The organism is Chloroflexota bacterium (assembly GCA_013152435.1).
Lineage (GTDB): Bacteria > Chloroflexota > Anaerolineae > DUEN01 > DUEN01 > DUEN01.
Map to the genome: position 1 here is coordinate 41,631 of JAADGJ010000122.1, position 13,957 is coordinate 55,587.

The following is a 13,957-nucleotide window of genomic DNA, read 5'->3' on the forward strand; positions in this document are numbered from 1 at the left end:
CACGCGTTCCTCGATGGCGCCTTACACCTCATGTTTTACGCAACGCTCATTACGCAGCACGCAACACGCAATACGCAACACGCAATACGCAATACGCATCTCCCCTCATCACCACGCCCGTCGTCGTCGGAAATAGCTGCGGATCATCGTGGCCACGATGTTCATGGAGAGGACCAGCGCTAGCAGCACCAACGCCGTGCCGTACTGGATCTCCATGGGCATCCCCGGGACCTGAGTGCTGATCACGTACAGATGGTAGGGCAGGGCCATCGTCTGGTCGAAAGGCGAATGGGGGAGCCGCGGCAGGTAGAACGCGGCCACCGTGAACAGGATCGGGGCCGTCTCTCCGGCCGCCCGCAGCAGCCCCAGGATCACGCCGGTGATGATGCCGGGCAGCGCCTGGGGGAGGACGATGTAGCGGATGCCCTGCCAGCGGGTGCCCCCCAGGCTGGCGCTGACGGTGCGGAACTCGTTCGGGACGGTCCGCAGCGCCTCCTCCGTGGTGCTGATGATGATGGGCAACGTCATGATGGCCAGCGTCAGCGAGCCGGCCAGGATGGAGGTCCCGAACTGCAGGAAGAGCACGAACAACCCCAACCCGAAGAGCCCGTACACCACCGAGGGGATGCCCGCCAGGTTGATGATGGCCAGGCGAATGGCCCGGGTGAGCCGGGTATCCCTCGCGTACTCCGCCAGGTAGATGGCCCCTCCCACGCCCACCGGGATCGCCGCCAGGGCGGTCCCCAGCGTGAGCAGCAGCGTGCCCACGATGGCCGGGAAGATGCCCCCCTCCCTCATGCCGTTGCGTGGCACGGCGGTCAGGAACTCCCAGCTGATCGCGCCGATCCCGCGCACCACGATGGTGCCCACGACCAGCAGGATGGGCACCACGACCAGGAACGTCGCCACGCCCAGGACGATGAACCCGATGCGCTGCACCAGATAGCGGTTCATCAGCGCAACCCTCCCCGCTCCCGTTGCTTGAACATGGTGGAAGCGGCCGCCACGTTGATGAGGAAGGTCAGTACGAAGAGGATAATGCCGATGCCGAAGAGGGCATGGTAGTGAACGCTGCCCTGTGCCACCTCGCCCATCTCGGCGGCGATGGTGGCCGTCATGGTGCGGGCGGGGCGGAAGAGTGAATCGAGGGTCAGCGGCATACGGGCCGCGTTGCCGGTGACCATCATCACGGCCATCGTCTCCCCGATGGCCCGCCCCATCCCCAGCATGATCGCCGTGACGATGCCGGACTTCGCGGCGGGCACGACCACCCTCCAGATGGTCTGCCACCGCGTGGCCCCCATCGCCAGGCTGGCATCTCGATAGCTCTTGGGCACTGCGTCCAGGGCGTCCTCGGCGACGCTGATGATGGTGGGGAGCGCCATGTAGGCCAGGATGATCGCCCCGGTGAAGGCCGTCAGCCCCGTCGGCGCGCCCAGGACCTCGCGCACCAGAGGGGCGATGATCGTCATGCCGAAGAAGCCCAGCACCACCGAAGGGATGCCTGCCAGTACCTCGATGGTGGGCTTCAGGACCTCTCGGGCCCAGCCTGGCGCCACCTCCCGCACGAAGACGGCCGTCGCCACTCCCAACGGCAGCGCGATCACGATGGCGGTCACCGTGACCAGCGCTGAGCCCAGGATCAAGGGAAGCGTGCCGAACAGGCCAAAAGTGGGGTACCAGCGTGTGCCGAAGAGGTTGTCCGGGGAGACCTCGAAGAAGACGGGCATCCCCTCGCGCAGGAGGAACAGGAAGATCAACAACACGAAGCCGATCGTGGAGAAGCCTAACACCCGGATGATCGCTTCGATGGCGAACTCACTCCATCGGACGCGCGAGGACTCATGCATCATAGACCCATTCCGTTCGCGAGATCAGGCTCTCGAAGTATTCCGACAGCCGCAGGCTGAGAGTATTATGCTTCCTCGTGATCGCTTTGATAATGCGATGAATCAGGTCATTCCCTCACTTCAGCGGGACGAACCCGAGTTCGGGGACCAGCTTCTGCCCATCGCTCAGGATCCAGTCCAGGTAGTCCTTCACGTGGCCTGTGGGCTCCCCGGCGGTATACATGTACAGGGAACGGGAGATGGGATAGGATCCGTCGTTGACCGTCTCGACGGAGGGGAGCACGTAGGGCCCCTTCGGATCTCGGGCGATGGCTAGCATCTTCTGGTCGGGCGTCACGTATCCCAGGCCATCATACCCGATGGCGTTGGGGTTCTGGCGCACCTCCGCGCTGATCCCCTCCGATGAGGGCATCAATAACGTGTCGGGAGAGAAGAGCAGGTCGCTCTTCTTATCGCCCATGCGGATCACATGTTCCAGAAAGTAGACATATGTGCCGGAGTTCGACTCCCGGGAGAGCAGGACGATGGGACGGTCCTCCCCGCCCACCTCTCGCCAGTTGGTGATCTTGCCCGTGTAGATATCGGAGATCTGCTGGAGGGTGAGGCCGTCCACCGGGTTGGAGGGGTGGACCACCACGGCGATGGCATCCCGGGCGACGGTGAACTCGATGGGATTGATCCCGTTGGCCTGTGCGGCCGCGATCTCCTCGGGCTTCATCTTCCTCGAGGCGTTGGCGATGTCCACGGTGCCGTTGATCATGGCCGCGATGCCGGTGCCCGACCCGCCGCCGGTGACGGAGATGCGCACCTCCGGGTGAAGTTGCATATACGTCTCCGCCCAGGCCAGCGCCAGGTTCACCAGCGTGTCCGACCCCTTGTTCTCGATCGTCTTCGCGGCCTGGGACGGCGCCTCATGTTCGGATTCGGTGGCCTGGGCCCCGCAGCCGATCGCCGCCAGGGTGATGCCCAGGCACAGCAGGCCGGTGAGGATCCAGCGTGTCCATTGGACATGTATGGCGAAGTCTGTGGGAGTCGTGGGGAAAAGGCGGATGAGAAACGGGTGGATTCCCCTGGCCATCGTCTCGCTCGCCTGTGAGCGGAGGCGGGAAGGCCGCCGTGGACGCCGGAGCGCCCGAGACAGGCGGATGGTCCCTCGCGAGAGGATGTGGAATCGAATCATGAACCTCGTCTTCTCAGGTCAAATTGGCCCCGGTTGTGGGCGCTGTTCGCCATCCGCCCGGGGGCGTGCGGCCCCACCGAGCGGATAACGCAAAGGCCCCGGCGGATTCTATCAAATAAGCGGAGAGCGTCAAGTTGTGCGCGAGGCGTGTGGCGGGATCGGATCCTCGAGGGTGACGCGAGGGGGCCGTCCCTCACAGCTTGTAGATCCCCAGAAGCCGGCGCTCCGTTTCCCCCTCGATTTGCGCGGTGATCTCGACGTAGGGGGCCAGCGTGGAGCTTCGGAGCTTGTGCTTGAGGAGCTCATCCACCTGGAAGATCCCCGCCGAGTTGCTCAAGCTGATGTTCACCCGTATGGGGCGATCCTCCCCCTTCTCGATGTGGACGGCTTCCACCGCCAGCGCGGAGACGGAGTGGATGTTCACCTGGCCGGCCTCAAAGGGGATCCGGGAGCGCCCCTCCGTCATGTCCAGCGCGTCGGCCACCTTGAGCACCCCGGCTTCGAGGGTCAGGCAGCGTTGATCGGAGCGATGGGCGATCACCGCGTGGAGCGTCTCGGCGACCATCGTCGTCAGGGCGGGCTCCTCGTAGAGCTCGCTCAGCAGCTCGCGTGCCTTGGGGTAGGCCAGGATCAGGCTGTACTGCTCGTGGTCATCGCGGTGCACGGCGATGCCGATATCGTGCAGGCAGGCCCCCAGGACGACGAGCACTTCCGCGTCCTCGACGGCCAGTCCGTAGTCCGTGACCACGTTGGGCTGGACGTCCGCCTCCACCAGCAGCCGCAGGAGCCGCAGCGCGGCGTTGGCCACGATCCGGATGTGGACTTCGCCGTGGTCGCTGATGCCGGAGCGGTCGACCGAGTTGACGTTGGCGCACTTCCAGAGCTGTAGAAGCTCGGCATCGTCGTTGATCCGCGCCATCAGTTGTTGCAATTTCCCATTGTGTCGGGCAGGTACCTCAAAACTCATCATTCCTCCTCGTGGTGTTCTCTGGGGGTATGGCCGGACTCGTTGTGGAGCCATCGGCGATGCGAGAGCATCTGGTCCACGGGCTCCCCGGCGCTTGTCTCATCCCCCTGGCTCCAGGGGATATCGCCGGAGATGGCCCAGCACTCTCTCCCGGATATCGTCTCGTATCTGCCGGAAGACCGTGAGCTGTTCCTCGGGCGATCCGGTCGCCTCGGCCGGGTCCGGGAATCGGATATGGATCGTCTGGCCCTGCCCCGGCCATGCCGGGCAGTTTCGCGCGGCGTCGTCACATACGGTGACGATCAGATCGAAGGGGACGTCGCGGAACGCCTCCACAGGTTTTGAGCGCTGGTGGGTGATGTCGATCCCCAATTCGGCCATCGTCTGCACGGCCAGGGGGTGGACGTACCCGGCCGGCCGCGTCCCGGCGGAATGCGCCTCCCATTGGTCGCCCAGGAAATGCCTGACCAATCCCTCGGCCATCTGGCTGCGAGCCGAGTTGCCGGTGCACAGGAACAGGACGCGCCGCTTTCTCATCCGAACCTCCCGGTGATGTAGTCCTCCGTCCGCCTGTCCCTGGGATTGGTGAAGATCTTCTGCGTGGGCCCGTATTCGACCAGATATCCCGCGCGGTGTTCATCCGTCATGAAGAAGGCCGTGTAATCGGAGACGCGAGCGGCCTGTTGCATGTTATGGGTGACGACGACGATCGTGTAGTCGCGGGCCAGCTCTCGCATCAACTCCTCGATGCGTAGCGTGGCAATAGGATCCAGGGCGGAGGCGGGCTCGTCCATCAGCAGGACCTCCGGCTCGACGGCCAGGGCGCGGGCGATGCACAGGCGCTGTTGCTGTCCGCCGGACAGCGCGGTCCCCGGCTCGTGCAGCTTGTCCTTCACCTCATCCCAGAGGGCTGCCCGGCGCAGGGCGTTCTCTACGCGCTTCTCCAGATCGGGCACACGTCCCCAATGGCTCAGGCGCAATCCGGCTGCGACGTTGTCGAAGATGGACAGGGTGGGGAAGGGATTGGGCCTCTGGAAGACCATCCCCACGCGTCGGCGAATGCGCACCGGGTCCGTCCCGGGGGCGTAGATATCCTCGCCGCCCAGCAGCACGGTCCCCTTCATCCAGGCTCCCCGTACCTCCTCATGCATGCGGTTCAGGCATCGCAGGAACGTGGACTTTCCCGACCCCGACGGGCCAATGATGGCCGTCACCCTGTGGGCGGGAATGGTCAGGGTGATGTCCCGGATCGCCACGAAGCGGCCGAACCCCGCCGTCAGGCTCCTGACGACCAGCCCGGCTTTCGATTCGGGGATGGCCCGTGTCTCCTCACCTGGCTCCAGGGTCATCAAACCTTGCACTTGCAGGTCGCTGATGGTCATGGTTCCCGTTCTCTCCTCATTGTCATGTGCATAGCAGGGGTGCCTCTTGCGGGCACCCGTTGGCATCAAGTTCAGCTTGTAGGGGCGAGGCATCCTTAGGGGCGCCATCGGTATGAGCGCCGGCGCATCTGGTGTGAAGGGCGTGCATTGCAGTGCCAGCGCTGCAGGATGCCTCGCCCTTACACTCTTTGAAGCGTGTTGGCCTCTGAATGGTGATGGGCGGTAGGCGAGAGCCCTTGCCTACGTCGTTAAGTTGATGCACAAGAGGTGCCCCTTGTGGGCACCCAGGGGGCAGCCATAAGGACTGCCCTTACCGCCCATGGACCGCGTGTTGGGCCGCCCGGGGATCAGGGCTGGGGCTGGTAGCGTGATCGTCCACCATACCGGACGGCCAGGCTGGCCAGCAGGACGATCGCCGTGAGCACCAGGGCGGTCCCCCACGCCTTCGTGTGCCAGTCGTCGTAGGGCGAGATGGCATAGGTGAACAGGATGTGCGGCAGGGTGGCGATGGGTTGGGAGACGTCCGTGCTCCAGTAAGGGTTGCCAAAGGCTGTGAAGAGCAGGGGAGCTGTCTCCCCCACCACCCGTGCCAGTGCCAGCACGACCCCGGTCAGGATGCCCCGGCCGGCCGTGGGGACGATGATCCGGATCGTCACCCGCCAGCGGGGGATGCCCAGCGCCAGCCCGGCCTCGCGCAGGGAGTCGGGCACCATGCGCAGCATCTCCTCCGTGGCCCGGCTGATGATGGGCAGCATCATCACGCCCAGGGCGAACCCGCCGGAGAGCGCGGAGAAATGCCCTTGCCTGGCGACGATCAGCGTGTAGGCGAAGATGCCCATCACGATCGATGGGACGCCGGAGAGCACGTCCGCCAGGTAGCGGACGGCGTCGCCGAACCGGTTATCGCCGGACTCGCTCAGGTATATGCCGGCGCTGATACCGATGGGTAGGGCCAGCAGGCTTGCCAGGCCCACGACGATGAGCGATCCGACGATGGCGTTGGCGATGCCGCCCCCGGGGACGCCCACCGGCGTTGGCATGTGGAGGAGGAAGTCCCGGCTCAGGGCCGGGATCCCCTGCCTCGCGACGTAGATCAGGATGATCAGCAGGATCGATGTGGATATCCCCGCGCTGAGCGCCGTCAGCGCGGCCATGAGATCGTTCGTCAGCTTGCGCCAGATGTACGCTTTCCTCATCGACGTCCTCTTATTATACCCCGATTCGCTCGCAGCACGAGCAGGCGAGCCAGGGCGTTCATGGCCAGGGTGATGGCGAACAGGATCAGCCCCAGCTCGATCAGCGCGGCCAGGTATACATCCGATGTGGCCTCGGTGAACTCGTTGGCGATCTGGCTGGCCAGGGTGTAGGCCGGATCGAAGAGACAGATGGATATCTCTGGGCGGTTGCCGATCAGCATGGTGACGGCCATCGTCTCCCCCAGGGCCCGGCCGAGCGCCAGCATGAGGCCGCCGATGATCCCGGTGCGGGCGTACGGCACGAGGGCGCGCCAGATCGTCTCCCATCGGGTGGCGCCGAGCGCCAGCATGGCCTCGCGTTGGTCGTTGGGCACGGCCCGCAGCACATCTCGGGCTATGGCCGTCGTGTAGGGCAGGATCATGATGGCCAGGATGGCGACGCCGGCCAGCATTCCAATGCCCAGCGGCGTGCAGGAGAAGAACGGGAGATCCACATGCCTCCTGATCGCCTTCTCCAGATCCCGTAGCACGGGGACCATGACGTAGAGCCCCCACAGCCCGTAGATCACGCTGGGGATGGAGGCCAGGAGCTCGATCAGGAAGGAGAGGGGCGCGTCCAGCCAGTCGGGGGCCAGCTCGGCCAGGAAGATGGCGGAGAGGAGCCCAATGGGGCCGGCGATGGCCAGGGCGAGGAGGGAGGAGACGATGGTGCCGTATATAGCCGGCAACGCGCCGAACGTTTCCGTCACGGGGTCCCAGGTGCTCTGGACGATGAACCGCCATCCGTACCGTTGCAGCGCGGGGAGGGAGCCGGTCACCAGCTCCAGGAAGAGGAGCAATACCAGGCCGAGCAGCGCGCCTGCCATGAGCCATGTCCAGCCCTGGAAGATCCTATCCCCAATGCTGATACGGGGTGGACGTCTCAGGAGTCGCCGTGTGATCCGGGTACTCAAGGCTGCCATTCCGTTTCCCCTCGTGAGATTGCCTGCCAGAGGCGGGGACGGTTCGTGGGTTTCCCCATGGATCCTCCTATTCGATGACGTGAAAGCGTGGTCCGGCGCCCTTGAGATGGCTGGGGGCTTCGAAGCTGTCCACATTTCCCGCTTTCGCCTGCCTCATGGGGCCGGGAGCCGCCAGCCAGCGAGCGCGCGAAGAGCGCAGAGGGTTGCGTTGCACGCCCTCCCTCTGTGCTCGATTCGCCGAGTATGGCTTCGCCATGTGACTCACGGTGCCTGGCCGCGCCTTAAGGAATGGGATTCCCTCCCTCGCAGGTCAGGGTATCCAGCTTCTGGATCACCCTCTCCTCCACGCGCTTGCCCAGCGGGGCGTATAGCAGCTCGATCGCATATGGATCCCCCTCGGTCAGCGCCCATTTCAGGAACGCCACGATCTTGCCGGCCTTCGCGCAGTCGTCCATATCCTGATAGAGCAGGAGGAACGTGTAGCCGGCGATGGGATAGGAGTCGGCGCCCGGGGCGTTGACCAGGAGCTGGCCCATGTCTTTCGGCATGTCCGCCGCGTAGGCGTCGGAGGCGGCCGTGATGCCCTCCAGGGAAGGCTCGATGAAGTTCCCCTCGCGATTCTGGACGGAGGCGTAGGAGATGCCGTTCTGGACGGCGTAGGCCAGCTCGATGTAGCCGATGCTATTCGGCTGTTGACGGATGACGCCCGCCACGCCCTCGTTGCCCTTGCCGCCGATGCCGACGGGCCATTCGACGGACTTCCCGGCTCCCACGGAGCGCTTCCACTCCTCGCTGACCTGGGCCAGGTAGTGGGTGAACAGGAAGGTGGTCCCGGATCCGTCGGATCGATGGGCGACGATGATGTCCTCGCCCGGCAGAGGGATGTCCGGGTTGAGCGCCTGGAGCCGCGCGTCATCCCACCGGGTGATCTTCCCCAGGAAGATGTCGGCGAGGACATCCGGCGAGAGTCTGAGCCCTTTGTCGATGGGGTTGCCGGCGGCGTCCTGCAGGTTGTAGGCGACGACGACGCCTCCCGCGACGGTCGGGAACATCCGCAGCTCGGGGGCGGCCGCCTTTTCCTTCTCGCCCAGGATCGCGTCGGAGGCCCCGAAGTCAACGGTCTTGGCCGTGATCTGGCGGATGCCACCGCCGGAGCCGATGGACTGATAGTTGAAGCGGGCGGTGGGATCGACGTTCGTGCTGTATTCGTGGAACCAGCGAGAGTACAGCGGATAGGGGAAGGTCGCACCTGCTCCCGTGATCTGCACGACCTCTTCCTGGGTGGACGTTTCCCCCGCCGACGCGGCCGTCGGCCCAGCCACGGGCTGGGTGCTGTTACACGCGGCCAGCAGCGCAGCGATCATGAGGATGCCGATCAGGGCTGCGGTTTTGCGCATGGCTGTTCCTCCTCAGTGGATTGGTGAACCACTTCGGAGTGTACCCCAGCCCGGTTAACGCTCGTGGAAGGGCATGTTAACGTCTTGTTAAGGGGGTGGAACGGTTTGCGTGGCTTTAGTCGTGTGGGAGATGTGGAGCGGGTAGCGGGTAGGGCAGGTTTCTCATATCTGCCCTTTCGCCGGGGGAGATGGTGTTTGCCCGGGACGTGGCAGAGGCGGCTACGGAAAGCCGCCCTACGTGGTCGTGTGGGAGGTGTGGCGCGGTGGGGCAGGTTTCCCATACCTGCCCTTTCGCCGGGGGAGACGGCGTTTGCCCGGGACATGGCAGAGGCGGCTACGGAAAACTACGTGGTCGTGTGGGAGATGTGGCGCGGTGGGGCAGGTTTCTCATACCTGCCCTTTCGCCGGGGGAGACGGCGTTTGCCCGGGACGTGGCAGAGGCGGCTACGGAAAGCCGCCCTACGTGGTCGTGTGGGAGATGTGGCGCGGGTAGGGCAGGTTTCTCATACCTGCTCTTTCGCTGGGGGAGATGGCGTTTGCCCGGGACGTGGCAGAGGCGGCTACGGAAAGCCGCCCTACTGGTGTATTCCCTTGGAAGTGTGACTCACGGGGAGGGTGAAGGAGAACGTGCTGCCCTGCCCTTCCACGCTTTCCGCCCAGATACGCCCGCCGTGCGCCTGGACGATGTGCTTGGCGATGGCCAGGCCGAGGCCCGTGCCGCCGCCGGATCGGGCCCGGTCGGCCTTGTAGAAGCGCTCGAAGATGCGGTGCAGGTCCTCCGCCGGGATGCCGATGCCCGTGTCCCGCACGGAGATGACGATCTCGTCGTGAGAGGCCCTCGCTGTGATGCTCACCTCGCCGCCGGAGGGGGTGAATTTGATCGCGTTGTGCAGCAGGTTTGTGATCACCTGCCGCACGCGCTCCGCGTCCGCCAGGAGCGGCGGCAGGTCGGCGGGCACGTCTATCGTGAGGGTGACCCCCGCGCGGGAGGCCTGGGGGCGCAGCCGTTCGACGGGGGGCATCACCACATCTCGCGCCGAGGTGGGCGTGAACCGCATGGGAACCTGGCCCGATTCGATGCGGGATAGCTCCAGGAGCTCCTGCACCATCTGAGTCAGCACATCCACTTCCGCCTCTACGTGGTCCAGAAAGCGCTGGGCGGCCGGCGGGTCCTCCCGTACGCTATCGCGCAACGTCTCCGTCAGGGCCTTCAGGGAGGCCAGAGGGGTGCGCAGCTCGTGGGAGATGTTGCTGATGAAGTCCCGGCGGATCGTCTCCAGCCGCCGCACCCGGGTGAGGTCCTGCAGGATGATCAGGCAACCCTGCGGTTCGATCCCCTTCAGCGGAGTGATGATTGCCTGCAGGAACAGTCGAGGCCGGCTCGTCTCGATGGTCTCGATCTGCTCCTGGTTCGCCTCGTAGCAGCGTCGCCACAGCTCGATGAGCTGGTGGTGGCGCAGGATCTGGGCGCACGGGCGCCCCATGGCGGCCTCCTCCGTGGTGTCGAGCAGGCGGGCGGCGGCCGCGTTGATCAGCTGGATCCGACCCTCGTCGTCGGTGATGATCACGCCATCCGCCATGTGCGAGAGCACACCGATCAGCTGGCCGCGCTCTCGCGTCAGGGTGGTGATCTTCTCCTGTAGCTGTTCCGCCATCCGGTTGAAGGCGCGGGTGAGCTGGCCGATCTCGTCCTGGGTGGTGGGCAGGAGGCGGGCGCTCAGGTCCCCTTGGGACAGTCGTTGTGCGACCGCGGTCAGCTGGCGGATGGGGCGGGTCGTGCGTCCGGCGATGAATATGGCCAAGAGGATGGCCAGCGGCGTCGTCAGCAGCGTCGCCCCCAGGAAGGCGCGATGCAGACGGGACACGTTGGCCTCGTATTGGGTCATAGGGACGGCGACCCGGGCCACGCCGATCGTCTGCCCGTTGGCTTTGATGACGGCCGCCGCGTAGATGGTCTCCGCGTCGAGTGTGCGGCTGTGTCGCACGCTGACGCCTTCCCCCGTGGACAGGGCCTGGCGCACCTCCGGGCGGTTGCGGTGGTTATCCATCTCGGATGGGTTGGCGTGGGAATCGCTGAGCACGGTGCCGTCCGCGGCGACGACGGTGATGCGGTGGTTGAGCAGGCCGGATTGGTGTTGCACCAGGGCGTTCACGGTTGCGCGATCCTCATCGGCGGCCAGGAGGGGGCCGAGCTCATCGGCGAGCAGCCGGGCCTCGGCGGTCAGATGTGCCTGCAGGTTGGCCATCTGTGTCTCGCTGATGATGTGGGAGACGTACGCGCTGAGGCCGGCCATGATGAGGAGGATCAGCGCCACATAGGGGATCGCGATACGCCATCGGATGTTATGGATCATAGATGCCTTCAGGAAATGGTCTGGGGATCCCGGCCGGGGGCCGCGCCCTCGACCGCTTTCTACCCTTCGAAGCGGTAGCCGATGCCGCGCACGGTGACGATGCGGGTGGGGTGGGCCGGGTCGGGCTCGATCTTCTCCCGCAGCCAACGGATATGCACGTCCACGGTCCGGCTGCCGCCGTCATAATCCCAGCCCCACACGCGCTCCAGGATCAGATCTCGGGAGAGGACGACGCCTGAGTTCCGCGCCAGGAAGACGAGCAGGTCGTACTCCTTCGGCTTCAGGTGGAGGAGGGCCCCCTGTCGTCGCACCTCGCGACGTTGCAGATCGATGATCAGATCGCCCAGGTTGAGCGTCTCCTGGCGCCCGGTTTGCGCCATCGCCTCCATCGATTCCCGGTCCATGCGGACCCGGCGCAGCAGCGCCTTCACCCGGGCCAGGAGCTCCCGCATGCTGAAGGGCTTGGTCAGGTAGTCGTCCGCGCCCATTTCCAGGCCCACGACCCGATCCACCTCGTCCGCGCGAGCGGTGAGCATGAGGATCGGGATGCTCATCTCCTGGCGCAGGATGCGGCAGACCTCCAGGCCGTCCAACTTGGGGAGCATCAGATCCAGCACGATCAGGTCTGGACGCTCCTGTCGGGCGAGGTTCAGGGCGGACAGGCCGTCCATTGCCGTCAGGACCTCATAGCCCTGCCGCCGCAGGTTGTAGGTCAGCGTCTCCACCAGTATGGGTTCGTCTTCTACGACTAAGACTTTATCACTCATGGATGTCCGGACATCTCCTCCATGCTGGTCCATCTGGTCAGGGAATGTGACGACGGGCGAACGACGAAGGGCGGCCATGTCCCTGGCGCGCTTTTCATGGTATCCTGCGGGGACATGGCGACGGGCTCCCTATTCGCGTCAACTTAACAGCGTGGGCGAGGGCTCCCGCCTGTCGCTTTTTCCCTCCACGGGCGGCCGCACCTGAAAGGGGAGGTGCGGAGGGGCTTCCCCTTCGCAGAAAATCTCTTTCTCTCGCCTTTTCCCTGCCTGGTTGGGGCTTTGGCCGGTGGCCTCCGGCCCCACGGGGCAGGTGAGGGGCTGAAAATAGAGTTCTCTGAAAATAGAGTTCTTCGGAAGGGCTGCCGCCCCTCCGAGCCACCCCGGAGATGCGGGGCCACGCTTCTGTATCGCTCAACTTGATACCAATGGGGCATGGCGACGGGCTTCCTCTTGGGGAGGGCTATTGGCGGCGCAGGAAGCGCCCGTGCCCGTCCGGGCCGACGAACTGACCATCCTCCACCAGCACCCGGCCCCGGCTGATGGTCACCCGCGGCCAGCCCCGTACCGTGATGTCCTCGTAGACGGAGTAGTCCACCTGGCTGTGCAGGCGGTCGGCCGTGAGCGGCATGGCGCGCTCGGGGTCGAAGACCACGATGTCCGCGTCGGCGCCGACCTGGATCCTTCCCTTCCCGGGCAGCCCGAACAGCTCTGCCGGGCGGGTGCAGCACAGGTCGACCCATTGCTGGGGCGTCAGGCGGCCGGCGCGCACGCCGAAATGATATACCAGCGGCAGGCGCGTCTCAATGCCGGCGACGCCGCCGGGGATGCGGCTGAAGTCGCCGCGGCCGCGCTCCTTGTCCCGCCACCACCACGGACAGTGGTCGGTGGAGACGACCTGCAGGGTGCCGTCGGCCAGCGCGCCCCACAGCGCCGCCTGGTCCTCCTCGGCGCGCAGCGGCGGGGAGCACACGTAGCGGGCGCCCTCGAAGTTCGGGCGCTCGTAGGCGTCCTGGGTCAGCACCAGGTACTGGGGGCATGTCTCGCCGTAGATGGGCAGCCCGCGGGCGTGGGCCGCCCGGATCTGCTCGACCACGGGGGCGCAGGAGATGTGCGCGATGCAGGCGCGAGCGCCGGCCATCTCCGCCAGCGCGATGAGCCGGCCGGCCGCCTCGCCCTCCATGATGGCGGGACGGCTATGGGGATGCCAGCGCGGCTCCCTCTTCCCCTCGGCCAGGAGCTCCCGCACCCGCAGGCGGATGATGGGGTAGTTCTCGGCGTGGACCAGCGCCAGCGCATCCAGCCGGGCGATCTCCCGCAATGCCAGGTAGAGCTGATCGTCGGTCAGGTACTTCCCCTCATAGGCCATGAACAGCTTGAAGGTGGGGAGGCCGGCCTCGATCACCCGGGGGAGCTGGGCCAGCGTCTTGCCGCTTACGTCGGACAGCACCATGTGCAGCCCGTAGTCGATGCACGCCCGGCCCTCCGCCTCGGCGAGGCGCTCCTCCAGCGCCTCCAGGAGCGGCTGCCCCGGCAGCGGGTCCACGAAATCGACGACGGATGTGGTGCCGCCGTGCGCGGCCGCCACGGTGCCCGACCGCCAGTCATCGGACGAGGTGATGTCGCCCAGGGGCATCTGCAGGTGGACGTGGACGTCCACCGCGCCCGGGATGACCAGGCAGCCGCTCGCGTCGATCGTGCGTCGGCCGCGCAATCCCTGACCGATGCAGGCGATCTTCTCGCCTTGCACGCCGATGTCGGCCGTGTACGTCTCGGCCGCCGTGACGATCTGTCCGTTCGTGATGACCAGGTCGAAAGGTTCCATGTCCATTGTGCTTGCCAAGTTGTCCGGCGACAGGATAAGCTTGCTCCTCCCCCCTGTAGTCCCCCCTCCCCAACTCGCTT

Annotated in this window: 12 protein-coding genes; all 12 read right to left on the reverse strand. The window is 65.7% G+C overall.

Features of this window, described 5'->3' with window-relative positions; all coding sequences use genetic code 11:
- Positions 1-108: 108 nt before the first annotated feature.
- Positions 109-954: a phosphate ABC transporter permease PstA gene (gene pstA, locus GXP39_17740; protein ID NOZ29874.1), complete on the reverse strand. Its 846-nt coding sequence runs from the start codon at positions 952-954 to the stop codon at positions 109-111.
- Complete coding sequence (pstC, locus tag GXP39_17745; protein ID NOZ29875.1) at positions 954-1,850, reverse strand: phosphate ABC transporter permease subunit PstC; 897 nt, start codon at positions 1,848-1,850, stop codon at positions 954-956. The genes pstA (GXP39_17740) and pstC (GXP39_17745) overlap by 1 nt, the downstream gene beginning before the upstream one ends.
- A 115-nt stretch (positions 1,851-1,965) precedes the next feature.
- Positions 1,966-2,928, reverse strand: coding sequence for a phosphate ABC transporter substrate-binding protein (locus GXP39_17750; GenBank protein NOZ29876.1), 963 nt, complete (start codon positions 2,926-2,928; stop codon positions 1,966-1,968).
- A 295-nt stretch (positions 2,929-3,223) separates the two neighbouring features.
- On the reverse strand, positions 3,224-4,000 hold the full coding sequence (locus tag GXP39_17755) for an HD domain-containing protein (protein NOZ29877.1): 777 nt from the start codon (positions 3,998-4,000) through the stop codon (positions 3,224-3,226).
- 96 nt (positions 4,001-4,096) lie between these two features.
- Positions 4,097-4,534, reverse strand: coding sequence for an arsenate reductase ArsC (locus tag GXP39_17760; GenBank protein ID NOZ29878.1), 438 nt, complete (start codon positions 4,532-4,534; stop codon positions 4,097-4,099).
- Positions 4,531-5,346 (reverse strand): phosphate ABC transporter ATP-binding protein, encoded by an 816-nt coding sequence (gene pstB / locus GXP39_17765; GenBank protein ID NOZ29879.1) that lies wholly within the window; start codon positions 5,344-5,346, stop codon positions 4,531-4,533. The genes GXP39_17760 and pstB overlap by 4 nt, the downstream gene beginning before the upstream one ends.
- 380 nt (positions 5,347-5,726) lie before the next feature.
- Entirely contained in the window at positions 5,727-6,575 is an 849-nt protein-coding gene (gene pstA, locus GXP39_17770; protein NOZ29880.1) for a phosphate ABC transporter permease PstA, read from the reverse strand.
- Entirely contained in the window at positions 6,572-7,537 is a 966-nt protein-coding gene (pstC, locus tag GXP39_17775) for a phosphate ABC transporter permease subunit PstC (GenBank protein NOZ29881.1), read from the reverse strand. Before pstC (GXP39_17775) ends, pstA (GXP39_17770) begins: the two co-directional genes overlap by 4 nt.
- A gap of 281 nt (positions 7,538-7,818) precedes the next feature.
- On the reverse strand, positions 7,819-8,934 hold the full coding sequence (gene pstS, locus GXP39_17780) for a phosphate ABC transporter substrate-binding protein PstS (GenBank protein NOZ29882.1): 1,116 nt from the start codon (positions 8,932-8,934) through the stop codon (positions 7,819-7,821).
- Positions 8,935-9,509: 575 nt separating this feature from the next.
- Complete coding sequence (locus GXP39_17785; GenBank protein ID NOZ29883.1) at positions 9,510-11,288, reverse strand: cell wall metabolism sensor histidine kinase WalK; 1,779 nt, start codon at positions 11,286-11,288, stop codon at positions 9,510-9,512.
- A gap of 59 nt (positions 11,289-11,347) precedes the next feature.
- Positions 11,348-12,055: a response regulator transcription factor gene (locus GXP39_17790; GenBank protein ID NOZ29884.1), complete on the reverse strand. Its 708-nt coding sequence runs from the start codon at positions 12,053-12,055 to the stop codon at positions 11,348-11,350.
- Positions 12,056-12,515: 460 nt separating this feature from the next.
- On the reverse strand, positions 12,516-13,877 hold the full coding sequence (gene hydA / locus GXP39_17795) for a dihydropyrimidinase (protein ID NOZ29885.1): 1,362 nt from the start codon (positions 13,875-13,877) through the stop codon (positions 12,516-12,518).
- Positions 13,878-13,957: the final 80 nt, after the last annotated feature.

What these genes read in the sequence shown, in the direction of transcription:
- pstA (NOZ29874.1), bottom strand. Translation starts at nt 954, where the DNA reads ATGAACCGCTATCTGGTGCAGCGCATCGGGTTCATCGTCCTGGGCGTG.
- pstC (NOZ29875.1), bottom strand. Translation starts at nt 1,850, where the DNA reads ATGCATGAGTCCTCGCGCGTCCGATGGAGTGAGTTCGCCATCGAAGCG.
- GXP39_17750 (NOZ29876.1), bottom strand. Translation starts at nt 2,928, where the DNA reads ATGGCCAGGGGAATCCACCCGTTTCTCATCCGCCTTTTCCCCACGACT.
- GXP39_17755 (NOZ29877.1), bottom strand. Translation starts at nt 4,000, where the DNA reads ATGATGAGTTTTGAGGTACCTGCCCGACACAATGGGAAATTGCAACAA.
- GXP39_17760 (NOZ29878.1), bottom strand. Translation starts at nt 4,534, where the DNA reads ATGAGAAAGCGGCGCGTCCTGTTCCTGTGCACCGGCAACTCGGCTCGC.
- pstB (NOZ29879.1), bottom strand. Translation starts at nt 5,346, where the DNA reads ATGACCCTGGAGCCAGGTGAGGAGACACGGGCCATCCCCGAATCGAAA.
- pstA (NOZ29880.1), bottom strand. Translation starts at nt 6,575, where the DNA reads ATGAGGAAAGCGTACATCTGGCGCAAGCTGACGAACGATCTCATGGCC.
- pstC (NOZ29881.1), bottom strand. Translation starts at nt 7,537, where the DNA reads ATGGCAGCCTTGAGTACCCGGATCACACGGCGACTCCTGAGACGTCCA.
- pstS (NOZ29882.1), bottom strand. Translation starts at nt 8,934, where the DNA reads ATGCGCAAAACCGCAGCCCTGATCGGCATCCTCATGATCGCTGCGCTG.
- GXP39_17785 (NOZ29883.1), bottom strand. Translation starts at nt 11,288, where the DNA reads ATGATCCATAACATCCGATGGCGTATCGCGATCCCCTATGTGGCGCTG.
- GXP39_17790 (NOZ29884.1), bottom strand. Translation starts at nt 12,055, where the DNA reads ATGAGTGATAAAGTCTTAGTCGTAGAAGACGAACCCATACTGGTGGAG.
- hydA (NOZ29885.1), bottom strand. Translation starts at nt 13,877, where the DNA reads ATGGAACCTTTCGACCTGGTCATCACGAACGGACAGATCGTCACGGCG.